Source organism: Streptomyces sp. NPDC051677, assembly GCF_044453465.1.
In the GTDB taxonomy this organism is placed as follows: Bacteria; Actinomycetota; Actinomycetes; order Streptomycetales; family Streptomycetaceae; genus Streptomyces.
Genome location: NZ_JBITCT010000037.1, coordinates 89,552 through 116,198, shown reverse-complemented (window position 1 = coordinate 116,198; position 26,647 = coordinate 89,552). Strand labels below are relative to the sequence as shown.

Genomic DNA, 26,647 nt, shown 5'->3' with positions numbered 1-26,647 from the left:
CAATTCGGAATGAATTGGAAATAGAATTACAGAGGGTAATTCCGAATTCAACAATTTGTTGAAGTGCGCTTTTGATCATGGTCTGCCCCCTACCCGCTTTGCCCCTGGCCCCCCGGGGGGTTGGTGCGGGCGTGGCCCAGCGTGGTGGGTTGGTGGGTTGCCCTCGTCCTGGGGCTCGGCCCCGGCCTCCGGCGGGGACTTCGTCCTTTGCGCGTCTTGCGGGACTGCGCCCCCGCACCCCTGCACCCCGCGCTCGCCCGGCGGAGTCAGCTCCCGCCCTCTCGCTCCACCCGGCGAAGCCGCTTCCTCCGTACCTCACCTCGCCCGGCGGACCCTGTCTGCGGCTCGCCCCCGGCGGACCCTCTCCGCGGCTCGCGCCCGGCGGAGCCTCTTCGCGGCTCGCCCCCGGCGGAGCCTCTTCGCGGCTCGCCCCCGGCGGAGCCTGTCTGCGGCTCGCCCCCGGCGGACCCTGTCTGCGGCTCGCGCCCGGCGGACCCTCTCCGCGGCTCGCGCCCGGCGGAGCCTGTCTGCGGCTCGCCCCCGGCGGACCCCGTCTGCGGCTCGCCCCCGGCGGAGCCTCTTCGCGGCTCGCCCCCGGCGGACCCCGTCTGCGGCTCGCCCCCGGCGGACCCTCTTCGCGGCTCGCCCCCGGCGGAGCCCCTCCGTACCTCGCTCCCGGCGGAGCCCCTCCGTACCTCGCGCCCGGCGGAGCCCCTCCGTACCTCGCCGTCGGCGGAGCCGGCACCCTCCCTCTCACCCCCCGGTGAAATATCCCCACCCCCTCACCTCACCCACCCCCCGGTCCATCCGCCGGAGGTAAACGCGAGCCCGCCCCCCGGGAGTTGGGGGGCGGGCTCTTTGCGTCCTCGCGGTGGCACCGCCATGCAGCACCGCGAGGGGTTGGCGGGGCTTAGCCGAAGCGGCCCGAGATGTAGTCCTCCGTCGCCTGGACCGACGGGTTGGAGAAGATGCGTTCGGTGTCGTCTATCTCGATCAGCTTGCCGGGCTGGCCCACCGCCGCCAGGTTGAAGAAGGCCGTGCGGTCCGAGACGCGCGCCGCCTGCTGCATGTTGTGCGTCACGATGACGATCGTGAAGCGTTCCTTCAGCTCGCCGATCAGGTCCTCGATGGCGAGGGTGGAGATGGGGTCGAGGGCCGAGCAGGGCTCGTCCATCAGCAGGACCTTCGGTTCCACCGCGATCGCCCGCGCGATGCACAGCCGCTGCTGCTGGCCGCCGGACAGGCCCGAGCCGGGCTTGTTCAGACGGTCCTTGACCTCGTTCCAGAGGTTCGCGCCCTTGAGGGACTTCTCGACGACGTCCGCGAGCTCGCTCTTCTTGTAGTTGCCGTTCAGGCGGAGGCCCGCGGCCACGTTGTCGAAGATCGACATCGTGGGGAAGGGGTTGGGGCGCTGGAAGACCATGCCGACCTCGCGGCGGACGGACACCGGGTCCACGCCCGCGCCGTACAGGTCCTCGTCGTCCAGGAGCACCTTGCCCTCGACCCGGCCGCCGGACGTCACCTCGTGCATACGGTTCAGCGTGCGCAGGAACGTCGACTTGCCGCAGCCGGAGGGGCCGATGAAGGCCGTCACCGAGCGCGGTTCGACCGTCATCGAGATGTCCTCGATCGCCTTGTGGGCGCCGTAGTAGGCGGTCAGTCCGCTTACGTCGATTCGCTTGGCCATGATTTCTACTTCACTTCCCGATCAGTCGCTGTATGGCCGCGTCAGCGACCGGTCTTCGGGGCCTTCCAGCGGGCGATGCCGCGGGCCACCAGGTTCAGGATCATCACGAAGGCGATCAGCGTGAGCGACGCCGCCCAGGCTCGGTCGTAGGCCGCCGTCGAACCCGCACTCTGCGCGTACTGCTGGTAGATGTACAGCGGGAGCGATGCCTGCGCACCCTCGAAGGGGTTGTTGTTGATGAACGGGTTGCCGAAGACCAACAGCAGCACCGGGGCCGTCTCGCCCGCGATACGGGCGATCGCCAGCATCACGCCCGTGATGATGCCTCCGATCGACGTCGGGACTACCACCTTCAGGATCGTGCGCCACTTCGGGACGCCCAGGGCGAGAGACGCCTCGCGCAGCTCGTTCGGGACCAGCTTCAGCATTTCCTCTGTCGAGCGTACGACGACCGGCATCATCAGGATCGCCAGCGCCAGCGAGCCGGCGAAGCCGAACGGCTGCATGTCCAGCATCAGCATGAGGCTGAGGATGAACAGGCCCGCGACGATGGACGGGATGCCGGTCATGACGTCCACGAAGAACGTGACGGCCTTCGCCAGCTTGCCGCGCCCGTACTCCACCAGGTAGATCGCCGTCAGGATGCCGACCGGGGCGCCGATCGCCGTGGCGAGGCCCACCTGCTCCAGGCTGCCGATGATGGCGTGGTAGATGCCGCCGCCGGGCTCGGAGTCGGCGACCACGCCCATCGAGTGGGTGAGGAAGTAGACGTCGAGGACCTTCGTGCCGCGCTGGATCGTCGTCCACAGCAGGGACACCAGCGGGATGACGGCCAGGATGAACGCCACCCAGACCAGGCTGGTCGCGACCCGGTCCTTCGCCTGGCGCTTGCCTTCCACCTTCGCGGCGATGCCGAACGTGCCGAAGACGAAGAGCAGGCCGGCGATCAGACCCCACTGGACCTTGCTGTCCAGGCCGCCGACGAGGCCGATGAGGACCGCGAGGACGAGGGAGCCGACGGCGATGGCCCAGGGGGACCACTTCGGCAGGCTGGCCGCTCGCAGCGTGCTGGGGGCCTTGTCTGCTACTGCTGCTGTGTGGCTCATGCGTTGGCCCCCGAGTACTCCGCGCGGCGGGCGATGATCATGCGTGCCGCGCCATTGACCAGCAAGGTGATGACGAACAGGACCAGACCGGAGGCGATGAGCGCGTCACGGCCGAACTCCGTCGCCTCGTTGAACTTGCTGGCGATGTTCTGGGCGAAGGTGCCGCCGCCCGGGTTGAGCAGGCTGGCGTGGATGTCGAAGTCGGGGGAGAGGACCGTGGCCACCGCCATCGTCTCGCCCAGCGCTCGGCCGAGGCCCAGCATCGACGCCGAGATCACTCCGGAGCGGCCGAAGGGGATCACCGACATGCGGATGACCTCCCAGCGGGTGGCGCCGAGCGCCAGGGCCGCCTCCTCGTGCATCTGCGGGACCTGGCGGAAGACCTCGCGGCTGACGTTGGTGATGACCGGCAGGACCATCACGGCCAGCAGGACGCCCACCGTGAGCATCGAGCGCGGGGCGCCCTCGTCCCAGGAGAAGACTCCGGTCCACCCGAAGTAGTCGTTGAGCCAGCCGAACAGGCCGTCCATGTGCGGTACGAGGACCAGGGCGCCCCACAGGCCGTACACGATGGACGGCACGGCGGCGAGCAGGTCGATCACGTACGCGATGGGACCGCTCAGCTTGCGCGGGGCGTAGTGCGTGATGAACAGGGCGATGGCCACCGCGATCGGGACGGCGATGACCATGGCGATGATCGACGAGACCACCGTGCCGAAGGCCAGGACCGCGATGCCGAACTTCGGCGGGACGAGGCCGGTGTTCCACTCGAAGGTGGTGAGGAAGTTGGCGTCGTCCTTGCTGATGGCGAGGTAGGCCCGGTAGGTGAGGAAGGCCGCGATGGCGGCCATGATCACCAACAGGAAAATGCCCGAGCCACGGGAGAGCGCGAGGAAGATGCGGTCTCCGGGTCGGGTGGCGGCACGGGCCGCGCGCTTCTGCTCGGCGGTCGGGACCGGCGGGGGCGTGGGGGGCGGGGTGTCGTCCGCGTCTGACTTCTGTGTCGATATGTCCATGGGGGTCTCCGGTTTGCGGAGCCGCCTGCGGATGTGTGGGCGGCTCGGGTGGGGCCGGACTGCGGGGCCCCTGGCGGCGGTGCACCGGACGGGTGCGGTCCGGACCGGGTCTCCCCGGCGCCGGACCGCACCGCTCAGATCAGCTCAGGCCCTCGATGGTGGTGCGGACCTTGGAGATGATGGCGTCGGGGATCGGCGCGTAGTCGATGCCCGAGAGGATGCCCTGGCCGTCCGTGCTGGCGATGTAGCGCAGGAACGCCTTGGTGGCGGGCAGGGTGGCGGCCTTGTTGCCCTTGTCGCAGACGATTTCGTACGTGACCAGGGTGAGCGGGTAGGCGCCGTCGGCCTTGGTGTTGTAGTCCAGCTTCAGCGACAGGTCGCTGCCGGTGCCGACGACCTGCGCGGCGGCGACGGCCTTGGTGGCGCCGTCGGAGGAGGCCTTCACCGGGGCCGCGGCACCGGTGTTGACGGCGACGGTGCCCAGACCGTCCTTGGCGTACGACAGCTCCATGTAGCCGATCGCGCCGGGGGTCGACTTGACGCCCTGGGCGACACCGGAGGAACCGGCCGCGGACTGGCCGCCCTTGGCCTGCCAGGCCTTGCCGCCGGAGTAGGGCCAGTCGGTCTTGGCGGTGGCGATCAGGTACTTGGTGAAGTTGTCCGTGGTGCCGGACTCGTCCGAGCGGTGGTACGGCTGGATCTTCTGGTCGGGCAGCTTGGCGGTCGGGTTCAGCTTCTTGATCGCCTCGTCGTTCCAGTTGGTGATCTTGCCGTTGAAGATCTTGGCGATCGTGGAGGCGTCCAGGACGAGGTTGTCGACGCCCTCGACGTTGTAGGCGACGGCGATCGGGCCCGCGACCATCGGCAGGTCGATGCCCTGGCCGCCGGAGCAGACCGACTTCGACGCGGCGACGGCGTCGTCCTTCAGGGCGGAGTCGGAGCCGGCGAAGGCGATCTGGCCCTGCGTGAACGCGGTGACGCCCGCGCCGGAGCCGGAGCCCTTGTAGTTGACCTGGACGCCGTTGCAGGCCTGCGTGAAGTTCTTCACCCAGGCGTCGATCGCGTTCTTCTGCGCGGAGGAGCCGTCGGCGAGGAGCTGGCCCTTGGCGTCGTCGCACTTGATGGACCCGGCGGCCGCGGTGGCGGAGGACGAGCTGCTGCTGCCACTGCTGGAGCCGTTGTCGTCGGAGCCGCACGCCGTGAGGGCCAGGGCGCCGGAGACGGCGAGAGCACCGAGGGAGAGAGCCCGCCGGTTCATGCGCTGAAGCTTCACTTGGGGAAGATCCTTCCTGGAGCCGCCGTCCTGAATTCGGCGGCGTGCGGAGTGTGCGAAGTCTGGTCGGAGCGGACGTGACCGCTTGGGTCGCGCACCGCACCGCGTAAGGCCGAAATTAGGCAGATCAGGTGAAGGCGCTTACGGGCGCGGGTGAACGGCGGGTGAACCCCTGGCGGCGGTGCGGTTAGGTCACGGAACGCTCACGTCGAGGACACGGGCCGGTTCCGGCGGCCGGCTGATCCTCCGTCCCCGTCATGCCGGCTCCTCCGCCCCTGTTATGCCAGGTGGAGGACGTCCAGCAGGGCGTCCACGAGCGTGCGATCCCTCGGCTGGGTCAGTCGGTCGCGGGCGGCCTGCGGTGCGAGCCAAAGGAGGCGGTCGACCTCGTGGTTCGGCGTGAACGTGCCGGAGACGGCCTCGGCCGCCCAGTAGCGGACCTGCTTGGGACGGCCGTTCGCCTCGTACTCCATGGTGGGCAGCCGGGCGCCGGGCGCGGCCCGGTGGCCCGTCTCCTCCTCGACCTCCCGCAGCGCGCCCGCGAGCGGTTCCTCGCCGCGTTTCAGCTTCCCCTTGGGGTGCGACCAGTCGTCGTACTTGGGGCGGTGAACGAGGCATACCTCCAGTTCACCTCCCGACGGGGAGCGCCGCCACAGCACGCAGCCCGCCGCCCGGACGACGGTGTCGGTGGGGTCAGAGGGGCCAGAGGGGCCAGTGGTGTCGGTCGCGTCGCTAATGTCGCTCGGGTCGGTGGTGTCGCTTGGGCCGGTGGTGTCGCTCGGGTCGGTGGGGCCAGTGGTGTCGGTGGTGTCGGGGGTGTCATCGGGACTGTTCGCCGTGCTCATCCGGTACTCACCGCCTGTGGCTCAGGGTGTGCCGATCGTCTGCTTCTGCCAGGAGCGCTGGAACGCGTACCGCGCCGCCTCCACCTCATGCCGCTGGTCCGCGTGCAGCACGCCGAGCGCGTACGCGGTCGCCGGCGCGATCCGGGGCGTACGGGCCGCCTGGGCCGCCGCGGACGCCGCCTCCGAGGCGTCGCGGTGCCGGTCCAGGGCCTGGCCGGCCGCCAGCAGGCGGACGTCCAGCGGGGCGTCCCGGCCGTCCACGACCTCGCAGGCGTACCGGTGCAGGCGCAGCAGCAGACGGACCTGGTGCCAGGGCGCGTCCTGCGGGTGCGGGGCCGGCTCCGCGGAGAGGCCGTGGATCAGGGCCTCCGCGTTGTACGGGATGCCCGCGGTGACCAGCGGGAGCGTGGCGACCGCGTCGGACAGCCGCTCCTCGGCCGCCCGGGCGAGCGGGCGCAGGTCGCTCGTGGGGGCGACGGGGGTGAGCGGGACCTCGCTGGCGAGGACGGCGACCTGGTCCGCGACGGCGTGGAAGCGGGAGGAGCCGAGGGCCTGCAGGGCGGTGGAGTGGGCCCGGGTGCGGGCGAGGGTGAGCTGACGGTCCAGCAGGGCGCCCGCCTTCGCCGCGCCCACGGTGAGATTGCCGCGGTCCGGGACCGCCGTCGTACGGGCGGCGCCGGCCCGGTCGGCTGACCGGTCGCCCGCGCTCGCCCCGGCCGACTGGGCCGACTGGGCCGGTACGGGCGTCGGCGCCGGCGTCGGTGCGGTGCCCGACAGCCGGTTCAGCGCCAGCAGCAGCCGCTCCAGCCGGGCCCCGTAAGCGTGCTCCAGGGCCAACACGCCCGACAGCCACGCCAGTTCCGGGCGGATGCCCTCCGACCACTCGGCGTCGAGGAGCGGCCGGAAGGTGTGCAGACTGCCGCTGATGCGGCGGGCCGAGCGGCGCAGGGCGCGCACCGCGTCGACGCGCTCCTCCGCGCCGCCCGCCGCGCCGCCCGCCGCACCGCCCGACGAGCCGTTCGCCGTCGCGCCCCCCGTCTCCCGGTGCAGACGCAGGGCGCGGAGGAATTCCGTGGCCTGCTCACGGAGATAGCCCGCGAGGGCGTCCCCCGTGGTCACGGGCCCGGCCTGGGGGTCCGTCAGGTCATGGTGTCGCTGTGCCACGCCGGCGCCTCCGCGCGTCTATGAGCATCTCCTGGACGTTGCGCAGGGGCGCGCCGTCCGCGTCCGTCGCGTGCCGGATCCAGTCGCCGTCCGGGCCGAGGTGCCAGGAGGCGGTGGCGTCGGACATGCCGGTCTCCAGCATCCGGTTCAGGGACGCCCGGTGGGCCGGGTCGGTGACCCTGACCAGGGCCTCGATACGGCGGTCGAGGTTGCGGTGCATCATGTCGGCGCTGCCGATCCACACCTCGGGCTCACCGCCGTTGCCGAAGCCGAAGACACGGGAGTGTTCGAGGAAGCGGCCGAGTATCGAGCGGACCCGGATGTTCTCCGACAGTCCCGGCACGCCCGGGCGCACCGCGCAGATGCCGCGCACCCACACGTCGACCGGCACGCCTGCCTGGGACGCGCGGTAGAGGGAGTCGATGAGCGCCTCGTCGACGATCGAGTTGACCTTGATGCGGATGTGCGCGGGTCGTCCGGCGCGGTGGTGCTGGACTTCCTTGTCGACACGCGAGATCAGGCCGTCGCGCAGGGACTTGGGGGCGACGAGCAGCCGGCGGTAGGTCTCGCGGCGGGAGTAGCCGGAAAGCCGGTTGAACAGGTCCGAGAGGTCCGCGCCGACCTGCGGGTCCGAGGTGAGCAGACCGAGGTCCTCGTAGAGCCGGGCCGTCTTCGGGTGGTAGTTGCCGGTGCCGACGTGGCAGTAGCGGCGCAGGGTGTCGCCTTCCTGCCGGACCACCAGCGACAGCTTGCAGTGCGTCTTCAGGCCGACCAGGCCGTAGACGACGTGGCAGCCGGCCTCCTCCAGTTTGCGCGCCCACTTGATGTTGGCGTGCTCGTCGAAGCGGGCCTTGATCTCGACCAGGACGAGGACCTGCTTGCCGGCCTCGGCGGCCTCGATGAGCGCGTCGACGATCGGGGAGTCGCCCGAGGTCCGGTACAGCGTCTGCTTGATGGCGAGGACGTCCGGGTCGGCGGCCGCCTGCTCCAGGAAGGCCTGGACGGAGGTGGAGAAGCTGTCGTACGGGTGGTGCAGGAGCACGTCCCGGGAGCGCAGCGCCGCGAAGACGTCGGGCGCGGACGCCGACTCGACCTCGGCGAGGTCGCGGTGGGTGCCGGCGATGAACTTCTTGTACTTCAGCTCGGGACGGTCGAGCCCGTGGATGCGGAAGAGACCGGTGAGGTCGAGGGGGCCGGGCAGCGGGTAGACCTCGGCCTCGGAGATCTTCAGCTCGCGCACCAGCAGGTCCAGCACCTCGCGGTTGATGGACTCCTCGACCTCCAGGCGCACCGGCGGACCGAAGCGGCGCCGCATGAGCTCCTTCTCCAGGGCCTGCAGGAGGTTCTCGGCGTCGTCCTCCTCGACCTCGAGGTCCTCGTTGCGGGTGAGCCGGAAGGCGTGGTGCTCCAGCACCTCCATGCCCGGGAAGAGCTCTTCCAGGTGCGCGGCGATGACGTCCTCGATGGGGACGTAGCGGCCGGGAGAGCTCTCCAGGAAGCGGGAGAGCAGCGGCGGCACCTTGACGCGCGCGAAGTGCGGGTGGCCGCTGACCGGGTTGCGCACGACGACCGCGAGGTTCAGGGAGAGACCCGAGATGTACGGGAAGGGGTGCGCGGGGTCGACGGCGAGGGGGGTGAGGACGGGGAAGATCTGGTGCCGGAACAGCGTGAAGAGGCGGGCCTGCTCCTTCTCCGTCAGCTCGCTCCAGCGGACCAGGTGGATGCCCTCCTCCGCGAGGGCGGGCGCGATGTCCTCGTGGTAGGTCGCGGCGTGCCGGGCCATGAGCTCGCGGGAGCGGGCCCAGATCATCTCCAGCACCTCGCGCGGCTGGAGACCGGAGGCGGAGCGGGTGGCGACGCCGGTGGCGATGCGGCGCTTCAGTCCGGCCACCCGGACCATGAAGAACTCGTCCAGGTTGCTGGCGAAGATGGCGAGGAAGTTCGCGCGTTCGAGGAGGGGCGTGTTCGGGTCCTCGGCGAGCTCCAGGACCCGCTCGTTGAACGCGAGCCAGCTGCGCTCCCGGTCCAGGAAACGCCCCTGGGGCAGCTCGGGCCCGTCGTACGGCGATTCCTCGTACGCGTCGAGGTCGGCGTCGATGTCGGGTTCCAGGTCGGAGACCGCGGCCGACACGGTGTGCGGGCGGTGCGCGGCTATGGAGCCCACTGAGGGCTGTGCGTGCTGGACCTCTGCCGTGGTGTCTGACTGGCTCATAAACCCATTCTTCCGCGCCAGCAGCGTGACAGGCGCGTCGGAACGTGCGGGCGGGATCGCGGCGGGCCCTTCGGGGGGCTGATCCCCCTCGGGGGGCGGCGAAGGCTCGGGCACGGCGGGGTTCATTCGCCGAGCGTCGCAAGGTCATCTGAACCGACGGTTACGGCGACATGGCGTGCGGGATATCGGGGGGCGGCTCGCGGGGGTGGGGCGTGGGGGTGGGGCGTGGGGGTGGGGCGTGGGCGGGCTCGCGGGCCGGCGGCCGGCGGGAAACGCAGCGGGAAACGCGAGAGGCGCGTACGTCCTTCCCCCCGTGGAGGGACGTACGCGCCCCTGGTCTCGCTTGGTCTCGCTGGTTCAGGCGGTGCGGCGGCGCAGCAGCCAGAAGGCGGCGGCGGTCACGGCGGCCGTGACGGCGAGCACCACGCCGGTCTCCACGAGGTGGATCGGCCAGTAGTGGGACTCGGGGTGGTAGGTCAGGTAGGAGCCCTGGACGCCCATGTCGTCCAGGCACGCCTGCGTCCTGCCGGTCGAGCCGCCGTAGCACCGGGTGAAGTCGAGGTCCTGGACATGTCGGCCGTGCACCACGGCGCCGCTCTCCACCACCCACGCGGACGCGGGATAGTCGAGCTCCTCGGGCGACGCGGTGATGGTCACGGCGGGCCAGAAGGAGGCGCGCAGCTGCGCCACGACGTAGCCGAGCAGCCCGGTCGCGGCCACGGAGACCGCGAGGGCGGGCAGCGCGCGGCGTATCAGGAGCGCGGTGACGGCGCCGACGGCGAGTGCGCACAGGGCGTACGCGACGGTGGCCGGGCCGCGGGAGAGGTACGCGTCGTCGGACATCCAGCCGTGGTACAGCGGGTCCTGGTTGGCGCTCCAGGCCCAGCGGTACACGGGGACCAGGGCGGTGGCGCCGGCGGTCACGACGAGCGCGGGGACGGCCAGCTTGGCGGCCAGCCAGCGGGCGGGGGAGACGCCCTGGGTCCAGGCGAACCGCGCGGTGCCGCTCTCCAGCTCGCGCCCGATCAGCGCGCCGCCCGCGTACGCGGCCACGGCGAGGAAGAGGTACGAGGTCAGCAGGCCGATCCAGTCGACCGTCACGCTGTAGCCGGTCCAGGCGATGGTCGTGTCGCACAGGTCCGGTCCCGCACGGTCACAGACCTCCGCGGCCGCGCGCGCGTCCCTGCCGGTGGCCTCGGTGATCCACACCAGCCATCCGCACAGCGCTACCACGAGGCCGGCCCAGACGACGAGGGCCGCGCGGTGCACGCGCAGCACCGCGCGGGCGGTGCCCCACGTACCGGGGCGTGGGCCGGGGCGGCCGACTGCGGCCTGGGGACTCACGTCGGCGACGGTGGTCATACGGCGGTCTCCTTACCCGCCTCGCCCGCGCGCGGGGAGGTGGCGGTCGTGCGCCTGAGGAGGACGAACGCGGCCACCGTGAGGGCGGTGGCGACCGTCAGCAGGAGGGCGGTCGTGGTCAGCTGGAGCGGCCAGTAGTGCGACTCGGGGTGGTAGGTGGCGTAGTAGCCGGTCGCGTCGAGCTTTGCGTACGCGTCGGCACAGCCGTCCGGGAGGACCGACGCGCAGCCGATGTCCGGGATGTGCGCGCCGGTGGAGGTGACCAGGCCCGTGTCGACGGTCATGCCCTCCCAGCCGGGGCCGGCGCTGAGGCTCGTGACCTTGGTGACGCCCGGCCACAGGTGCGGCAGGGCCTGGTCGGCGAGCACGCGCGCGGCGCCGACGAAACCGAGGGCGAGGACCAGCGCGGGCAGGGTGCGGCGCAGCAGGACGCCCGCGAGCGCGCCGCCGGCCAGTCCGGTCAGGGCGAAGGCGACCGTGGTGGGGCCGTTGGTGTGCAGGGTGAGGTTGTCGTACCAGGACTTGGTGGTGTCGATGCGCCCGGTGCCCGCCGACCACATCAGGCGATGCAGCGCGACCAGCAGGCCCGTGCCCACGGCGACCAGGACGGCGGGCACGGCGAGCTTGGTGGCCAGCCAGCGGGTCGGGGACACCCCCTGCGTCCAGGCGAGCTGTGCGGTGCCGTGCTCCAGCTCGCGGCCGAACAGGGAGGCGCCCGCCCAGGCGCCCACGAGGAAGGGGAGCGCGGTCAGCGCACCGGTCGTGTACATGTACACGCTCTTGAAGCGGACGATCGCGTCCTGGTCGTATGTGCAGAGGCCGTCGTCGGGGCAGGCGCGGTACTGCTGCCAGGCGTCGGCCGCACTGTCGGTGAGCGGCCCCCACAGCCACACCAGGGCGACGGCGAGGACGGCGACGAGAGCGGTCCAGGCGTACAGGGCGGACCGGTGCAGCCGCAGCAGCCAGCGCGGTCCGGGAGGGCGTCCCGGGGCGTCCTTCGAGGCGGCAGGGGAGAGGGCGAGGGCGGTCATACGGCGGCCTCCTCGGGCACGGCCGGCGTGAGCGGGGCGGCCTGCGGGTTGCGCAGGTAGGCGAGGACGAGGTCCTCAAGGGAGGGCGCCGAGGTGCGCCAGTCGTCGGCGAGCGGGCCCGCGGGCCGCACCAGGGCGGAGACCTGACGGCCGGTGACCCGGGACTCCACGACCGTGTGCGGGGCGAGATCCCGGGCGGGCTCCCGGGCGAGGTCCGAGGCGGTGGACCGCGTCGGTGCGCTCACGCGCGTGTGGGCGGCGAGCAGGTCGTCGATCTCACCGGCGAGTCGCACCCGACCGCCGCCCACCAGCAGCAGGTGGTCGCAGGAGTCCTCCAGTTCGGCCACCACGTGCGACGACATCACGATCGTCGTGCCGTACTGCGCCGCGCAGGCCATCAGGGCGCCCATCAGCTCGTGCCGGGCCAGCGGGTCGAGGTCGGCCATCGGCTCGTCGAGGAGGAGCAGTTCGGGCTGCTTGGCCAGGGCCAGGGCGAGTGCGACGCGGGTGCGCTGGCCGCCGGAGAGGGAGCGGATCTTCTTCTTGCCGTCGAGGTCCCCCGCGGAAACGATCCGCTCGGCGGTGGCGGCGTCCCAGCGGCCCGGGTTGAGGTCGGCGCCCACGAGCAGCGTCTCGGCGACGGTGAGCTGCGGGTACAGCGGCTTGTCCTGGGCGACGTAAGCGACACGCGCGCGGGCGGACGCCGGGTCCGTCCCGAGGACGGTGATCCGGCCCTCGGTGGGGGCCAGCAGACCGGCGGCGAGGGAGAGGAGCGTGGACTTGCCCGCGCCGTTGGGCCCGACGACGGCACAGACGCGCCCGGCGGGGAGCCGGAACGTGCAGTCGCGCAACGCCCAGCCCCCGCGTCGGCCGAAGCGCTTGCCGAGCGCGGTTGCCGCCATGGCGGTGTCGGTCATGAGGGGTCTCCCTGGGGGTGCTCTCGCTCTACGCGGGCGGTGTGGGGGTCGGATACGGCAGGCACAGCAGGCACAGCAGGCACAGCAGGCACAGCAGGCACAGCAGGCACAGCAGGCGCTTCGGGCCCGGCAGGCACGGAGGGCACGGCGGGTACGGCGGGTACGGCGAACTGTTCGTCGAGTACGGCGGTGAAGAGCGCGGAAACGTCGTCGCGGTCCAGCCCGGCCGCCCGGGCCCGGACCGCCCAGCCGTCCAGTTCCGTGCGCAGGGGCGAGTCGGCCGGGGCGGTGTTCAGCCCGCGCCGCACGAAGGTGCCGAGGCCGCGCCGGGCCTCCACCAGCCCGTCGCGCTCCAGCTCGCGGTACGCCTTCAACACGGTGTTCGGGTTGATGGCGGTCGCCTCGACGACCTCGCGTGCGGTGGGCAGCTTGTCGCCGGCCTGCAGCATGCCCAGGCGCAGGGCCTGCTTCGTCTGCTGGACGATCTGGACGTAGGTGGCGACGCCGCTGTGCCGGTCGATGCGGTATTCGACCACTGGACAACCACCCTTTCACTAATTGAGTAGTGAAAGGGTGGTGGAAGGGGGCGCGGAAGTCAAGATCGGGAGGCGGGGGAGGTGGGGGAGGTCGGCGAGGTTGGGGGCGGTTGGCGAGGTGGGGGGCGGCGGGGGGTGTCGGCGGGTCCGAAAAAAATCGTGTGGGGAATCGTGAACCGATCGGCGGGGCTCGTCCGATGAGGGGTTGTGAGCGAAACGAGAAGCGACGGGGAGCTGCTGCGGGCCATCGCGGCAGACCGGGACCGTCACGCCTTCGAGGAGCTGTACCGGCGGTACGCACCGTGGCTGACCGCGCGCCTGCGCGGCCGCTGCGCCGACGCCGGGATAGTCGACGACGTCGTTCAGGAGACGTTCCTCGCGGTGTGGCGGGGCACCGCCCGCTATCGCGAGGAGAGCGCCTCCGGCGACGCCGCCGGCTGGCTGTGGCGCATCGGCGCGCGCCGCCTGGTCGACGCCGTGCGCGGCGACGGGGCGCGCGGCCGGCTGCGCCAGGCGCTGGCCCGACTGCGCCACCGCGACGAGGCGTCGGCGGAGGAACGCGTGCTCGCGGGGGTGGAGCACGGAGACCTCGCCGGGGCCCTCGTCCGGCTCTCGCCGGAGCTGCGGGCCGTCCTGCAGGCGACCGTCATCGACGGACTCACCACCCGGGAGGCGGCCGTTCTGCTCGGCATCCCGCCCGGCACCGTCAAGACGCGGGCCCAGCGTGCCCGCAAGCAACTGCGGGAGGCGCTGGCATGAGGCGGTACGTGTGCGGAGCGGGCTCGCGCGTTCGCGTGGGCGGCGAGCAGTCGAGGGAGGACCTGGCATGACGTGGCACGTGGCGGAAGAAGACCTGCGCTCCTACGCGCACGGCGAGTTGGCGCCACCCCTGCTGTGGTCCGCCGACACCCACCTCACCGGGTGCGCACAGTGCCGGGCCCGGCTCGCGGCGACCGCCGACCCGGTCGCGCTGGACACCGGCTGGGAGCGGCTGGACGCCGAGCTGGACGCGCCGCGCCCGAGCCTGCTCGAACGGCTGCTGGTGCGGCTCGGCGTGGCCGACCACACCGCGCGGCTGCTCGCGGCGACGCCGGTACTGCGCCGCTCCTGGCTGCTGTCCGTGCTGTTCCTGCTGGTCATGACGGTGCTGGCGGTGCGTGTCGCGCACCAGCCCGCGCTGTTCCTCGCGCTCGCCCCGCTGCTCCCGCTCGCAGGCGTCGCCCTGTCCTACGGCCCGTCCCTGGATCCGACGTACGAGATGGCCGTCGTCGCTCCGCTGCACGGCTTCCGGCTGCTGATGATCCGTACGGTCGCGGTGCTCACCGCGGGCCTGGTCTTCAACGGCCTGGCGACGCTGGCCCTTCCGGGGTACGGGCTGCTGGCCCTGTCCTGGCTGCTGCCCGCGCTCGCCCTGACCGCGACGGGCCTCGCGCTGACCGCCCGCCTGGGCCCGGTCGTCGCGCCCGCCCTGGTCGGCGGCGCATGGCTGACCCTGCTGGTGGTGGCGACGTCCCGGACGCCCGAGCACGAAACACTCGCCCCCTTCACGGCGGCGGGCCAGTCGGCCGCGGCAGCGATGGCGGCCCTGGCCGCCCTCCTGCTCTACCAGTCCCGAGACCGCTTCGACGCCCGCCCCCTGGCCCGCTTCCCAGAAGGCGGCACAGGATGACCCACCCCCCAACCCCAACGCCTCTCGTCCCGGCGGGCTCTGCCGCCGCCGGCCCCGTCACTGCCGTCCCCGCCCCTGGGGCTCCCGCGCCGAGGGCCCTCGCTCTCAGCCGGACATCCCCGGCTCAGGTCGACCGCTCGACTTTCAGGAGTTCCCCATGACCACGGCCTCTGCCTCCGGCTCCACCACGGTGACGGTCACCGACCTCTCCCTGCGTTTCGGCGGCACCCGTGCCCTCGACGGGGTGTCGCTGCGGCTGGGCCCCGGCGTCACCGGGCTGCTCGGACCCAACGGCGCCGGAAAGACCACTCTGTTGCGGGTGCTGGCCACGGCCGCGCCGCCCGACGGGGGCTCGTTCACGGCCCTCGGCCACGACCCGGGCACCGCCACCGGCCGCCTCAACCTGCGCCGCACCCTCGGCTACCTCCCCCAGACCCCGGGATTCCACCCGGACTTCACCGCTTTCGAGTTCGTCGACTACGTGGCGATCCTGAAGGAGCTCACCGACCGCGCCGCCCGGCTGCGCGAGGTGCGGCGCGTGCTGGAGGCCGTCGACCTCTCGGAGGTGCGCGGCAAGCGCATCAAGCGGCTGTCCGGCGGCATGCGGCAGCGCGTCGCCCTGGCTGCCGCGCTCGTCGGTGACCCCGGCTTCCTCGTGCTGGACGAGCCGACCGTCGGCCTCGACCCCGAACAGCGCATGAGATTCCGTGAGTTGATCGCCCAGGCGGGCGAGGGCCGCACGGTGCTGCTGTCCACCCACCAGACCGAGGACGTCGCGATGCTCTGCCACCGTGTCGTGGTCCTGGCCGGCGGCCGGGTCCGTTTCGAGGGCACCCCGGCCGACCTGACGGCCCGCGCGGCCGGCCGGGTCTGGAGCAGCGCGCAGCGCGACCCGAAGGCACTCGCCGGCTGGCGCACCGGCACCGGCGCCTTCCGTAACATCGGCGACCCGCCGACCGGCGCCGACCTCCTCGAACCCACCCTGGAGGACGGCTATCTGCTCGCCCTCGACGGCGAGAGCGCGGAGGCGCCGGCATGAGCACCAGCACCCCGACGGCCACCCAGCCGGCCCCCATGCGCAGCGAGCCCCCACGCCAGGGCCACCGCGCCGGATCGGTCCTCGCCCTCGCCCGCTTCGAGGCCCGTGAACTGCTCCAGCAGGTACCGGTGCTGTTCTTCTTCGCCCTCTACGTCGGCTTCGTCGCCCTGCGGCTGATGAGCAAAGACGGCATGGACGACTTCCCCGTCCTCAACACGGTCGACCGCCGAACGCAGGCGGCGCCCCTGCTCTTCGCCGTCGCCCTGCTCGTCTGCACCAACTCCGCCGCGCTGCGCTCACGCAAGCACGGCACGGTCCAGCAGTTCGACGTGCTGCCCATGGAACCCTGGCGGCGCACCCTCGCCCATGTGCTGTCCGTGATCCCGTACGCGGCACTCACCGCGCTCGTCGTCGGGGCCGAGTTCACCCGGGAGGCCCTGAAGCCCGGCGCGATCGGCCACGGCTCGTTCGGGGAACTGGCCGTCGGGCCGCTGAGCGTCCTGCTGGCGGGCATCATGGGCGCGCTGCTGGCCCGCCTGCTGCCCTCCCCCTTCATCCCCATACTGTTCGTCATCGCCGTGTACGTGCTGATCACCATGGCCTCCGGCCTCGTCGGCATCGAGGGCAAGTGGGTGGGCTGGCTCTCCCCGATCGTGTTCTCCGAGTCCGGCGGCGGCCACCCGGTCCCCGCCGACCTTCTCGGCCGCCCCGCCGGCTGGCACGCGCTGTATCTGACGGCGGTGTGCGTCCTGCTGGCCTGCACGGCACTGCTGCTCGCGGGCGGGCGCACTCGAGCCGTCAAGGCGGCGACCGCTCTCGCCCTCGCGGCTGCCGCGGTCGGCGCGATCGGCCAGATCCCGCGCGACACGGCGGCCCTGGACGCGGCCCGCAAGACGGCGTCCGAGACCCCGCAGAAGGTCCAGTCGTGCACACGGTACGGCGGCTCGACGTACTGCTCGTTCCCCGAGTGGAACGGAACGCGCCCCGAGTGGGCCGAGATCGTCGACCGGCTCCAGTCGCTGGCGGGAGGCTCGGCGGCGAAGGCTCCTCTGACGGTCCGCCAGCGCATCTACAACGGCGAGGAGGTCGACGCCGCCCTGGACCCCTCCTCCACCCGGGGTGAGGTGACGGTCGGCACGCGCTGGGGCGGCAACCGCGTCCCCGAGTTCGCGGTCGGCGCCGCCTCGGTCCTGGTGGGCGGATCGGAGAGCGTGACGCTTCAGGAGATGTGCGACGCCCGCACGGTGACCGTCATGTGGCTGGTCCTGGGCGCCGACCCCACCCCGATGGCCACGTTCCAGCACGTGCGGCTGAACGACACCACCAGCGGTTCGGACCAGGTCCTGGCCCCGACGAACGGACTGAGCATGACGGCGACGCAGACGACGGTGGTCCGCGAACTCCTGGCCCGCCCGCGCGCCGAGATGACGGCCCGGGTCAAAGCCCACTGGGCGAAGCTGACGTCCGCGAGCACGACGACCGCCCAGGCGGCGAAGCTGCTGGGCGTCGCGGTGCCGAAGGAGGCGGAGAAGTGCGAGAAGTAGGAGGACGAGAAGCGGAAGTCGAAGCGGCAGCGAGGCGGGTCCCCGCGGCCCTGCTCCGGTCCTTGCTGCCGCCGGTGTGGCGCAGTCTCCCCTGGCCGGCGCTGGCCACGACCGGTGGGATGGGCCTGCTGCTGGCGGCGACGCCACGGCTGCCGGAGCACGCGCCGGACGCCGACCTGGGCCGGCTGGTGCTGCGCCTCACCGCACTCACCGGCGCACTGGGCCTGGCCTTCCTCCTGGACGACCCCGTCCGCAACACGACCGTGGGGACACCGGTGGGCCGCGCCCGGCGAACCGTCCTGCGCCTGGCCCTCGTTGCCCCGCTCACCTTCCTCTGGTGGGCGACGGCCCTGTTCCTCGTCCCCGCCGCGACCCGTCCCGAAGTCGGTCCGGCCACCCTGGAAGCAGCGGCGATGGCCTGCGCCGCCCTCGCCCTCGCGACGATCGCCGTCCGCTTCACCGAAACCGCGGAGGTGGGCAGAGGCACGGCGATCTGGCTGGGGGTAGCGGCCGGAGTGACACTCCTGGTCCCCAACAGGTGGGGCCTGCTGGGGACACCCCACGACCCCTACTGGGCGGCGACCCAGCTGAGATGGGCGGTGGTGCTGGGCGCGACGGTGACGCTGAGCGCGATATGGACACCGGAGCCTTTGAAGGGGCGCGGGTTCTGCAGCCCGTCCGGCGTTTGAGGACTACGCCCTTCAGGGCCGAAACGGGGGACTGGGGGCGGCAGCCCCGAGGGGCGCCAACCCCACCTCCGGTCACCACCTCCGGTCACGGACTCCGGTCACCACCTCCGGTCACGGACTCGGGTCACGGACTCCGGTCACCACCTCCGCTCACCACTTCCGCTCACCACCTCCGCTTCCGCTCACCACCTTCGGTCACCGACTCCGGTCACCGGACGACGGGTGCTCACGTCTCCGTCCGGTACATCAGATCCGTCTCGTACGTGGTGAACCCCAACCTCTCGTACACAGAGACCGCCGCCTTGTTGTCGGCATCGACGTACAGCATCGCCGTGGGCAGACCCTGCCCCGCGAGATGCCGCAGCCCGATCGTGGTGAGGGCCTTGCCGAGGCCGCCGCCCTGCACACCGGGTGCGACGCCGAGGACGTACACCTCGCCGAGCTGCTCCTCGGCGTGGACCTTCGTCCAGTGGAAGCCGACGAGCCGCTCACCGCGGAAGGCGAGGAAGAAGCCGGCGGGGTCGAACCAGGACTGGGCCTTGCGGTCGTCGAGGTCGCGCTGGGTGAGGGAGCCCTGTTCGGGATGGTGGGCGAAGGAGGCGGCGTTGACGGCGAGCCACGCGGAGTCGTCCTGCCCGGGCACGAACGTGCGGACGGTCACGCCTTCGGGCAGCACCGGCTCGGGCAGCTCCAGGTCGGTCAGCGTCCGCCGCATCTGGCGCAGTTCGCGGAACAGCGACAGGCCCAGGACCTGGGAGAGGTGCCGGGCGGCGGAGTGCCCGCCGTGGGCCCACACGCGAAGCCGCTTGCCGGAGGCGGCGAGCAGGGCGGAGCCGAGCGCCCGCCCGTGCCCGTGACCGCGGTGGGAGGGGTGGACGACCAGCTCGGCGGCGGGCGCCTCGACCGGGTCGGTGTCCTCCAGCTGGGCGTAGCCGACGAGTTCGTCGCCGAGGGTGAGGACCAGGTGGGAGACGCCCTCGCGGGCCCCTCCGCGCAGCTGCAGCCGGCCCTGTTCGGACACCGCCTGCTGGCCGTCCGTCCGGGCGGCCTCCGCGAGCAGGTCGAGGACGGCCTCGATCTGTTCGGGGGTGAGCTCGGAGTGGGTCTCGATGGATCGGGAGCCGGGGATCCGTGCGGTGTCGTCGCTGGTCATGCGTACGAGGGTAAGGGGAGGACGGCGCAAAGTGGCGGCAAAGGAGAGGGCAAAGGGAAACCAGGATGTAACCCTGAACCCCCTGTCGCGCTACGCGCGTTGACTCTAGGCTGCGCCCGAACGGGGCCACTTACCTGTCACTTACCTCAGCCGATTCACAGGGGGGCGCATGCCAGCCACATCCCAGCCGAACCCCGGCCGCAGACGTCGTACGTACCGTCTGCTCGGGACCGCCGCCACGCTCGCCACCGTCGGCGCCCTGGCCGCCGCCCTCCCGGCGGACGCCCACGACGGCAGGCACGGCAAGCCGCTGCCGAGCCGCTACCAGGACGTGCAACTGCTGTCCTTCAACGACCTGCACGGCAACCTGGAGCCCCCGTCGGGTTCCTCCGGCCGGGTCACCGAGCTGCAGGCGGACGGCACGACGAAGACGATCGACGCGGGCGGTGTCGAGTACCTCGCGACCCACCTGCGCGAGGCGCGCAAGGGCAACCCGTACTCGATCACGGCGGCCGGCGGCGACATGGTCGGCGCGTCTCCGCTGATCTCGGGCCTGTTCCACGACGAGCCCACCATCGAGGCGCTGAACAAGCTCGACCTGGACGTCACGAGCGTCGGCAACCACGAGTTCGACGAGGGCGCCAAGGAGCTGGCCCGCCTGCAGAACGGCGGCTGCCACCCGACGGCCGGCTGCTACACCGACAAGAAGTTCCAGGGCGCCGACTTCCCGTACCTGGCGGCGAACGTCCTGGACGAGAAGACGAACAAGCCGATCCTGAAGCCGTACTACGTCTGGAAGAAGAAGGACGTCAAGATCGGCTTCATCGGTGTGACGCTGGAGGACACCCCCGGTGTCGTCTCCGCCGAGGGCGTCAAGGGCCTGAAGTTCAAGGACGAGGTCGAGACGATCAACAAGTACGCCAAGGTGCTGCAGAAGCAGGGCGTGAAGTCGATCGTGGCGCTGATCCACGAGGGCGGCCTGCCGGCCTCGGGCGCGTACAACTACAACTGCGACTCCCCGGGCGCGGGCGCCGGCATCTCCGGCCCGATCGTCGACATCGCGAAGAACATCACGCCGGCGGTGGACGCGCTGGTGACGGGCCACACGCACGCCGCGTACGCCTGCACGATCCCGGACCCCTCGGGCAAGCCGCGCACGGTGACCTCGGCCGCGTCCTTCGGCCGTCTGTACACGGACACCACGCTGACGTACGACCGTTTCACCGGTGACATCGCCCGGACGGCGGTCAAGTCGGCGAACCACGTGGTCACCCGGACCGTCGCCAAGGCGCCCGACATGACCGAGCTGATCAGCAAGTGGAACACCCTGGCGGCCCCGGTCGGCAACCGCGCGATCGGCTACATATCCGCGGACGTCCCCAACACGGGCACCGAGTCCCCGATGGGCGACCTGATCGCGGACGCCCAGCTCTGGTACGGCCGTGCGCTCGACCCGGAGACGGATCTCGCCCTGATGAACCCGGGAGGCGTCCGGGCCGGCCTCACCTATGCGGCCAAGGGCAGTGAGGGCGACGGCGTGGTCACCTACGCCGAGGGCTTCACCGTGCAGCCGTTCTCCAACACGGTGAACCTGCAGAACTTCACCGGCGCCCAGCTGATCCAGGTGCTCAAGGAGCAGGTCAGCGGCACGAACGCGAGCGCGCCGAAGATCCTTCAGCCGTCCGCCAACCTGACGTACACGCTGGATCTGACGAAGAGCGGCGCCGACCGTGTCGTCACGGACTCCATCCGGCTGAACGGCGCGGCGATCGACCCGGCCGCGACCTACCGGGTCTCGACGAACAGCTTCCTCGCGGGCGGCGGCGACGGCTTCACCACCCTGGGCCAGGGCACGAACGACCTCGTCGGCACCGACGACCTGACGGCCCTGCAGCAGTACCTGACGGCCAGCTCCTCGGCCACGGCCCCGATCGCCCCGCCGGTCCCGAACCGGATCACGATCGTCGGCTAGCCGAACCGCGCTTGTTCCGCGGCAGCCCCGCGGCAGCCGAGCAGGAGATCTGCCCGGCTGCCGCAACTCGCCTGCCGCGAAGCGTCCGCCCACTACGATGCCGGGATCGGCCGCGCACAGGGCCGAAGGGGGAGGACGAGATGGAGATCGGGCTTGCGGACGCCCTGAAGGCGCTCCGGGACGAGCTGGCCGAGGCGATGCGGGAGTCCGCCGGGCACCCCGTCCGGCTGCACGTGGAGACGGTCAACCTCGACCTCCAGGTCGCCGTCACCCAGGCCGAGGAGGGCGGCGGCGGGGTCAAGTTCTGGGTAGTGTCGGCCGACGGGAAGGCCTCGCAGACCATCAGCGCCACCCACACGGTGTCGCTCCAGCTGAAGGCCGAGACGACCGACGGCGGACGGGTGCTCACCGGACTCGGCGAGGCGGACGCCGTACTGCTCGCAGACTGACGGCGATGAGCAGGGCCGAGCGCGTCGTCCAGGTCGTCGCCACCGGTTCGGACGGCCGGCCTCGTGCCGTGGCGTCGGGGTTGCTGCTGGTGGGCGATCTGGCGATCACCGCGTCTCACGCGGTGCGAGACCCGGCCGCGCGCTACGAGGTACGGACCGCGCGATCCGCCGGACGGACAGCGGTTCGCCGGGTGGTGGCCCATGCCGGGCGGGACATCGCCCTGCTGGCGCTGGACGCGGACCGCGTCTCACTTCCGCCGATCGGGTTCGCGGACCTGCCCCACGACCTGGGGCGGATCGACGTGCACGCGGTCGGCTTCCCGTGGTTCACGCTGGAAGAGGGCCGGCCGCGCGGCCACCAGATGGACGGCACGATCCAACTCGGGTCGGACCGCACCGATCACCAGATACAGGTGTCCGTCGCCACCAGCGACCCTCCGCCGCGGGGACCGCAGCAGTCGCCGTGGTCCGGATACTCGGGCGCGGGCATCCTCACCGTCCACGAAGGACTGCTGGCCGGGGTCGTCACCAGTCACCGGCCCACCGGCGACCGCAGAAACCTCACCGGTACGGACCTGTGCGACCTGCGGGACCCGGAGTTCGTCGCGCTGCTGAGCGAGCACGGCCTCGAGCCGACGCCCCTCCCCGTGCGGCAGGCGACCGCCGGCGCCCCCGCGATGACCGAGCCCGCGCACTGGATCCCGTCCGCCGTCCGCAGGGTGCTGCGCCGGCAGCTGAACGCCGCGGACGAACTCCCCTACCGCTTCCGTCAGGACCGAAGGCCCCGCCGACTGACCGACGTCCATGTCCGCCAGGTCCTCGACAGCCCGGCGGAACCACCCCAGGAGGGCGCGGAGCCCTCGAGGAACGGCGGAGCCGGCGCCGTACCGGGTGGGCACACGCCACGGGCCGGGCGTTCGCGGCGGCTGGAGGACGTCCTGGACGAGGCGCTCGCCCCCGACGACGGCGGGCATCTGGTCGTCGTGGCCGGGCCGGGGGAGGGGAAGTCCACGCTCCTGCACAGGTGCTGTCTCGATCTGGGGCGCGCGGCCCTCGCGGCGCCGGCCGCGTCCGGACGGCTGGTTCCCCTGCTGGTCACGGCCCCCGCGCTGGCTGAGTTCGAAGACTCCCTGGACAGCGCGGTGGCCATGGCCACAGGCCTGGGCACGCAGGACGGCGCCCTGCCGCGGCTGCCGCCGGGGGCCACCTGGCTCGTGCTGATCGACGCCCTGGACGAGGTGCCCCTCGACCGCCGCAACCGGCTCATCCATCGCCTCACCGACCACGCCCGCGAGGGGGCCGCCGCAGCGTCGGCGCCCCTGCGGATACTGCTCACCACCCGCCGCGACCCCGAGGCCGTCAAGGCGTTCGATGAGTCCGGCTTCCACCAGTACCTCCTCGCCCCCTTCACCCGGCAGCGGTTGCAGCAGTTCGCCCACGCCTGGTTCAAGGACGCGGGCTGCAAGGACCCGGGTTACAAGGACTCGGGCCGCAACGACTCGGGCCGCAACGACTCGGGCCGCCCGGAAGGCGCGGCGCGCTTCCTCGCTCAGGTGGACGCGGCCGGACTGGGCGACCTGCTGCGCAACCCGCTGCTCGCGACCGTCACGGCCCTCGTCTTCGAGAGCGCGCCCGCGTCACCGCTTCCCGACAACCGCTGGGCTCTGTACGAGCAGTGCCGCGTCCAGTTGCTGGCCGCCAAACGCGACCAGACGGACGACCGCTGGCGCCGGCTGACCTTGTCCGCCGAAGGGATCCACCGCGGGCCCGCAGCCGTGGCCCACCTGAGGGCGCACCTCGAAGAGCTGGTGGGCCACCTCGCCCACGCCCAGGTCGCCACGGGCGCGCAGGACCTGCTCCGGGAGGCGCTGCGCTGGTGGGAGGAGACGGCCACCGACGACACAGGCCGCCGCTTCGGCGCGGTCCCACCGCTGGACGGCTGGCGCAACGTCGTGCTCGACGCCCTCCTCGCCACGGGCCTGCTGGTACGGGAGGGGGGGCGGCGTACGGGAGGGGGATGACGTACGGGAGGGGGATGGCGTCGCGTTCCTGCACACGACCTTCGCCGAGCATCTGGCGGCGGAGAAGCTGGTTGCGGGGCTTCCGGAGGACTTCGACCTCGGGCGCGAGGAGTGGCGGGCGGCGCTGCTGGCCGCGTCGGGGCTCACCGAGCATCCGCTGCGGGATCTGTATGTCGCCGCGCTGGTCCACTACTGCCACCGGTATCGCGCGGGTGGGCGGGAGTTGCTGGATCGGCTGTTGGAGGACGGGCGCGGGAACCAGCTGCTGGCGGGGGAGCTGCTGGCGGAGGGGTGTCCGGCGGAGGACGGGCACTGCCGGAGGTTTCTCGGGACGGCCGAGGTGCGCCGCCCGCGCGTCTTCGCCCCCACCTGGCAGCTGCTGGCCCGCATCCGGCATCCCGAGGTGACGGAGTATCTGGCCGAGACGGCACAGCGGGCCGGCGACTGGCGCCGGGTGGCGGCCGGCCGGGCCCTGATCGGCCACGATCCGGCGAGCGCGGCGCGGATTCTGGCGCAGGCCGCCCTGGACCGGTACGTGGACTCCTACGAACTGGTGAAGGCGGCCAGGGTGCTGGCCGACTCGCATCCCGAGCACGAGGCGGAGGCAGCGGCCCTCCTGCTGAGAGCCGTCTGCGATCGGCGCTCCCCCGACCACGTGCGGCGGGAGGCGGCCGAGGCCCTCCTCGGGCTCGGGGAGGAGCATGCGCACGAGGCCGCGATCCGGCTCGGCCGGATCGCGGCCGACCGCTTGAAGGACGGCCCCGAGCGTCTGTCCGCCGCGGGTGCGCTGGCCGAACTCGGCGAGCCGTACCGGCTGATGGCGGCGAGCGCACTGCGAGATCTGATGGCCGTCCCGCTGACGGCGGCGTACCTCCGGCGGAACGCTGCCCGGCTCATGGCCTCGCTCGGCAGGGCATACGTCGGGGAGGCCGCCGACGTCCTGAAAGCCATGGCCGCCGACTCGACCGCCGATCTCTACGGGGACCGGATCCGAGCCGCGATGGAGCTGACCCACCTCGGCTCCGAGGCCGCCGACACGGCCGCCGCGGCGAGTCGCGCGATCATGGACGACGCGACCCTGGACTCCGGTGACCGCGCGTATGCCGGGCGGTACCTGGCGCGGCTCGGCGGGGCCTACGCACAGGAGGCGCGGCGCCGGGCCCAGGACATACTCGAAGCCCACGACAGCAGCAGGGACGCCCGCAGGAACGCGGAGGCGATCCTGGACTGGGCGCCCCGGGAGACGCCGGCCGAGGAGGTGGCGGCCTGGCGAGAGGCGCTGAGGACTGGCGGAGCCCTTCCCGCGGCCCGGCTGCGCGCCGGGATCCGGATGGCCGCGTACGGCGGCTCCGCGGCGGACGAGGCGGCGGATGCCCTGTGCGGCGTCCTGACCGATCCGCGCAGCCACGGATACGAACGGGCCAGGGCCGCGGCGGAGTTGCGAGCACTGGGCGCACCGCACCTGGAGAGGGCGGCCGCGGTGCTCCGGAGCACGCTCGGAGGCGCGAAGGGAGACGCGAAGGGAGACGCGAAGGGAGACGCGAAGGGACGCGGGAAGGGAGGCGCGAAGGAGGGCCGGAACCTTTCTGTCGCCGCGGCTCGCGCGTTGCTCGTCCTCGGTGAACCCGTCCCGCTCGACGCGACACTGCTGCGAGCGCTGATCCTCGACGCGGAGGCCGGGCCGCAGGGCTCGGGACCGGTGATCGAGGCGCTGCGCGGGACCCGCGCCGGTGCCGGTGAGCGTGAGACCGTCCTGGCCTGGATGTGCCGGAGCCTGATGGACCCCGCGGTGGGAGCCAAGGGCCGGCGGGCGGTCGCCGTGACGCTTCACGCGCTCGGTGGGGCCTGGGTGGATCAGGTCGCCGCGGCACTGCGCGCCGGCTCCGGACCGCGCGCCGGCTCCGGACCGCGCGCCGGCTCCGGACCGCGCGCCGACTCCGGACCGCGCGCCGACACCGGACCGCGCGCCGACAGCGGGCGGCCGGGATGGAGCCCGGCGCGCGGCCTGTTGGCGCTCGGCGGCGGCCATGTGCCCACGGAACCAAAGATCCTGTGCCGCCTTGCCCGCGACCCTGCGGCGGACGGAAGAGAAAGGCTCCTGGCCGCCCGCGCCCTGCTCTGCGTCGGCACAGAGCATGTCAACGAGGCCACCCGGGCGCTGCGCGCTGTCGCCACGGCACGCAGGACCGACGCACGAGACCGTCATACCGCGGCGCAGTTGCTCCACGAGCTGGGAGCTGAGCACTGGTCGACCGCCGCCAAGGCTGTGCTGAGGAGCGTTCCCCCTCGGGAGGCTGCCCAGCTGTCCACGTGGGCGGCCATCGTCTACAGCTGCTCCGAGGGCGTGGCAGGCCTTCGCGACGCCTTCGGAGGCCTGTTCCTGTCCTCCCAGGACCGCATCAGGTTGGCCGCACACACGGCGAGCATGGGCGAGAGTCACAAGCCGGCCGCCGCGCGAATGCTGCGGCGCGTCATCGGACGCGGCGGGACGTCCGCCATCGTTCGCAGGGAGGCGGCGGACGTGCTGGCCGGCTTCGGCGACTCCTACGCCCACCAGGCGGTGGCGGCGTTTCGGGCCGTGTGCAGCGGCCCGACGGCGGATCCTGCCGTCCACCTGGAGCTGGCCCTGTTCCTGACAGGTTTCGCGGACCGGTACCGGCCGCTGGCCGTCGAACATCTCGTGGCCGTCGTCACCAACAGGTGGTCCGCCGACGCCGACCGCGGCAGGGCTGCCTCGGCGTTGATCGGTCTCGGCGAGGAGTTCCGTCAGACGGCCGTCGACGCCCTCCGCACGGTGGTCGACGGTGACGACTTCAACACTGCGGCGAAGCAGAGCGCGGAGCGACTCCTCGCCTTCATATGGCCTGTGTGAGTACGCGGTTGGTACGCGGTCGGTTCCCGACCCGCAAGCCCGCCCCGAGGCGTCGGCCGGTCGCGCACAAGGGCTGACGGAACTGCCACG

At 72.2% G+C, this 26,647-nt stretch carries 20 protein-coding genes and 1 pseudogene; 9 read left to right on the top strand and 12 right to left on the bottom strand.

The genetic code is table 11. The features are described 5' to 3' along the window. Window positions 1–910 precede the first annotated feature (910 nt). The 11 genes and pseudogenes from pstB to ACIBAF_RS34490 all read right to left on the bottom strand — a co-directional run. Window positions 911–1,687, bottom strand: a complete 777-nt coding sequence (gene pstB / locus ACIBAF_RS34540) for a phosphate ABC transporter ATP-binding protein PstB (protein ID WP_399468143.1) — start codon at window positions 1,685–1,687, stop codon at window positions 911–913. A gap of 41 nt (window positions 1,688–1,728) precedes the next feature. After that, the gene (gene pstA, locus ACIBAF_RS34535; RefSeq protein ID WP_399468141.1) at window positions 1,729–2,793 is read right to left on the bottom strand and encodes a phosphate ABC transporter permease PstA; all 1,065 of its coding nucleotides are present in this window, start codon (window positions 2,791–2,793) and stop codon (window positions 1,729–1,731) included. Then, on the bottom strand, window positions 2,790–3,809 hold the full coding sequence (gene pstC / locus ACIBAF_RS34530; RefSeq protein WP_399468140.1) for a phosphate ABC transporter permease subunit PstC: 1,020 nt from the start codon (window positions 3,807–3,809) through the stop codon (window positions 2,790–2,792). The genes pstA and pstC overlap by 4 nt, the downstream gene beginning before the upstream one ends. A 139-nt stretch (window positions 3,810–3,948) precedes the next feature. Then, on the bottom strand, window positions 3,949–5,082 hold the full coding sequence (gene pstS / locus ACIBAF_RS34525; RefSeq protein ID WP_399468139.1) for a phosphate ABC transporter substrate-binding protein PstS: 1,134 nt from the start codon (window positions 5,080–5,082) through the stop codon (window positions 3,949–3,951). A 278-nt stretch (window positions 5,083–5,360) separates the two neighbouring features. Then, window positions 5,361–5,819 (bottom strand): NUDIX hydrolase, encoded by a 459-nt coding sequence (locus tag ACIBAF_RS34520; protein ID WP_399468152.1) that lies wholly within the window; start codon window positions 5,817–5,819, stop codon window positions 5,361–5,363. 129 nt (window positions 5,820–5,948) lie between these two features. Then, window positions 5,949–7,091, bottom strand: coding sequence for a CHAD domain-containing protein (locus tag ACIBAF_RS34515; protein ID WP_399468138.1), 1,143 nt, complete (start codon window positions 7,089–7,091; stop codon window positions 5,949–5,951). Continuing rightward, window positions 7,072–9,429 carry an RNA degradosome polyphosphate kinase gene (locus ACIBAF_RS34510; RefSeq protein ID WP_399468137.1) on the bottom strand — a complete coding sequence of 786 codons (2,358 nt, stop codon included), beginning with the start codon at window positions 9,427–9,429 and terminating at the stop codon, window positions 7,072–7,074. The genes ACIBAF_RS34515 and ACIBAF_RS34510 overlap by 20 nt, the downstream gene beginning before the upstream one ends. Window positions 9,430–9,660: 231 nt before the next feature. Further along, entirely contained in the window at window positions 9,661–10,665 is a 1,005-nt protein-coding gene (locus ACIBAF_RS34505; RefSeq protein ID WP_399468136.1) for a hypothetical protein, read from the bottom strand. Further along, window positions 10,662–11,696 (bottom strand): ABC transporter permease, encoded by a 1,035-nt coding sequence (locus ACIBAF_RS34500; protein WP_399468135.1) that lies wholly within the window; start codon window positions 11,694–11,696, stop codon window positions 10,662–10,664. The genes ACIBAF_RS34505 and ACIBAF_RS34500 overlap by 4 nt, the downstream gene beginning before the upstream one ends. Continuing rightward, window positions 11,693–12,613: an ABC transporter ATP-binding protein gene (locus ACIBAF_RS34495; RefSeq protein ID WP_399468134.1), complete on the bottom strand. Its 921-nt coding sequence runs from the start codon at window positions 12,611–12,613 to the stop codon at window positions 11,693–11,695. Before ACIBAF_RS34495 ends, ACIBAF_RS34500 begins: the two co-directional genes overlap by 4 nt. Before the next feature lie 167 nt (window positions 12,614–12,780). Next, a pseudogene (locus ACIBAF_RS34490) lies at window positions 12,781–13,149 on the bottom strand (GntR family transcriptional regulator); the annotation flags it as partial. Between the two features lie 207 nt (window positions 13,150–13,356). Between ACIBAF_RS34490 and ACIBAF_RS34485 the strand changes: the two are divergent. The 5 genes from ACIBAF_RS34485 to ACIBAF_RS34465 all read left to right on the top strand — a co-directional run bounded on the left by ACIBAF_RS34485 (window position 13,357) and on the right by ACIBAF_RS34465 (window position 18,090). After that, complete coding sequence (locus ACIBAF_RS34485) at window positions 13,357–13,908, top strand: RNA polymerase sigma factor (protein WP_319677857.1); 552 nt, start codon at window positions 13,357–13,359, stop codon at window positions 13,906–13,908. 67 nt (window positions 13,909–13,975) lie between these two features. Beyond that, window positions 13,976–14,818, top strand: coding sequence for a zf-HC2 domain-containing protein (locus ACIBAF_RS34480; RefSeq protein ID WP_399468133.1), 843 nt, complete (start codon window positions 13,976–13,978; stop codon window positions 14,816–14,818). A 157-nt stretch (window positions 14,819–14,975) separates the two neighbouring features. Further along, window positions 14,976–15,857 carry an ABC transporter ATP-binding protein gene (locus ACIBAF_RS34475; protein ID WP_399468132.1) on the top strand — a complete coding sequence of 294 codons (882 nt, stop codon included), beginning with the start codon at window positions 14,976–14,978 and terminating at the stop codon, window positions 15,855–15,857. After that, on the top strand, window positions 15,854–17,401 hold the full coding sequence (locus ACIBAF_RS34470; protein WP_399468131.1) for an ABC transporter permease: 1,548 nt from the start codon (window positions 15,854–15,856) through the stop codon (window positions 17,399–17,401). Before ACIBAF_RS34475 ends, ACIBAF_RS34470 begins: the two co-directional genes overlap by 4 nt. A 74-nt stretch (window positions 17,402–17,475) precedes the next feature. After that, window positions 17,476–18,090 carry an ABC transporter gene (locus ACIBAF_RS34465; RefSeq protein ID WP_399468130.1) on the top strand — a complete coding sequence of 205 codons (615 nt, stop codon included), beginning with the start codon at window positions 17,476–17,478 and terminating at the stop codon, window positions 18,088–18,090. Between the two features lie 226 nt (window positions 18,091–18,316). Here the strand turns inward: ACIBAF_RS34465 and mshD are convergent, their stop codons facing one another. Beyond that, the gene (mshD, locus tag ACIBAF_RS34460; RefSeq protein WP_399468129.1) at window positions 18,317–19,243 is read right to left on the bottom strand and encodes a mycothiol synthase; all 927 of its coding nucleotides are present in this window, start codon (window positions 19,241–19,243) and stop codon (window positions 18,317–18,319) included. Between the two features lie 169 nt (window positions 19,244–19,412). Between mshD and ACIBAF_RS34455 the strand changes: the two genes are divergently transcribed. From ACIBAF_RS34455 to ACIBAF_RS34440, 4 genes are all read left to right on the top strand, one after another. Continuing rightward, the gene (locus ACIBAF_RS34455) at window positions 19,413–21,215 is read left to right on the top strand and encodes a bifunctional metallophosphatase/5'-nucleotidase (RefSeq protein ID WP_399468128.1); all 1,803 of its coding nucleotides are present in this window, start codon (window positions 19,413–19,415) and stop codon (window positions 21,213–21,215) included. A gap of 140 nt (window positions 21,216–21,355) precedes the next feature. After that, window positions 21,356–21,664 (top strand): trypco2 family protein, encoded by a 309-nt coding sequence (locus tag ACIBAF_RS34450; protein ID WP_399468127.1) that lies wholly within the window; start codon window positions 21,356–21,358, stop codon window positions 21,662–21,664. A 5-nt stretch (window positions 21,665–21,669) separates the two neighbouring features. Next, the gene (locus ACIBAF_RS34445; RefSeq protein WP_399468126.1) at window positions 21,670–23,685 is read left to right on the top strand and encodes a trypsin-like peptidase domain-containing protein; all 2,016 of its coding nucleotides are present in this window, start codon (window positions 21,670–21,672) and stop codon (window positions 23,683–23,685) included. Window positions 23,686–23,908: 223 nt separating this feature from the next. Next, on the top strand, window positions 23,909–26,557 hold the full coding sequence (locus ACIBAF_RS34440; protein WP_399468125.1) for a hypothetical protein: 2,649 nt from the start codon (window positions 23,909–23,911) through the stop codon (window positions 26,555–26,557). Window positions 26,558–26,647 lie beyond the last annotated feature (90 nt).

Excerpts from the sequence above, each read along its gene's own strand:
- ACIBAF_RS34445 (WP_399468126.1), top strand. The coding sequence starts at position 21,670 with ATGAGCAGGGCCGAGCGCGTCGTCCAGGTCGTCGCCACCGGTTCGGAC.
- ACIBAF_RS34510 (WP_399468137.1), bottom strand. The coding sequence starts at position 9,429 with ATGAACCCCGCCGTGCCCGAGCCTTCGCCGCCCCCCGAGGGGGATCAG.
- pstA (WP_399468141.1), bottom strand. The coding sequence starts at position 2,793 with ATGAGCCACACAGCAGCAGTAGCAGACAAGGCCCCCAGCACGCTGCGA.
- pstB (WP_399468143.1), bottom strand. The coding sequence starts at position 1,687 with ATGGCCAAGCGAATCGACGTAAGCGGACTGACCGCCTACTACGGCGCC.
- ACIBAF_RS34475 (WP_399468132.1), top strand. The coding sequence starts at position 14,976 with ATGACCACGGCCTCTGCCTCCGGCTCCACCACGGTGACGGTCACCGAC.
- pstC (WP_399468140.1), bottom strand. The coding sequence starts at position 3,809 with ATGGACATATCGACACAGAAGTCAGACGCGGACGACACCCCGCCCCCC.
- ACIBAF_RS34500 (WP_399468135.1), bottom strand. The coding sequence starts at position 11,696 with ATGACCGCCCTCGCCCTCTCCCCTGCCGCCTCGAAGGACGCCCCGGGA.
- ACIBAF_RS34505 (WP_399468136.1), bottom strand. The coding sequence starts at position 10,665 with ATGACCACCGTCGCCGACGTGAGTCCCCAGGCCGCAGTCGGCCGCCCC.
- mshD (WP_399468129.1), bottom strand. The coding sequence starts at position 19,243 with ATGACCAGCGACGACACCGCACGGATCCCCGGCTCCCGATCCATCGAG.
- ACIBAF_RS34480 (WP_399468133.1), top strand. The coding sequence starts at position 13,976 with ATGACGTGGCACGTGGCGGAAGAAGACCTGCGCTCCTACGCGCACGGC.
- ACIBAF_RS34470 (WP_399468131.1), top strand. The coding sequence starts at position 15,854 with ATGAGCACCAGCACCCCGACGGCCACCCAGCCGGCCCCCATGCGCAGC.
- ACIBAF_RS34450 (WP_399468127.1), top strand. The coding sequence starts at position 21,356 with ATGGAGATCGGGCTTGCGGACGCCCTGAAGGCGCTCCGGGACGAGCTG.
- ACIBAF_RS34455 (WP_399468128.1), top strand. The coding sequence starts at position 19,413 with ATGCCAGCCACATCCCAGCCGAACCCCGGCCGCAGACGTCGTACGTAC.
- ACIBAF_RS34495 (WP_399468134.1), bottom strand. The coding sequence starts at position 12,613 with ATGACCGACACCGCCATGGCGGCAACCGCGCTCGGCAAGCGCTTCGGC.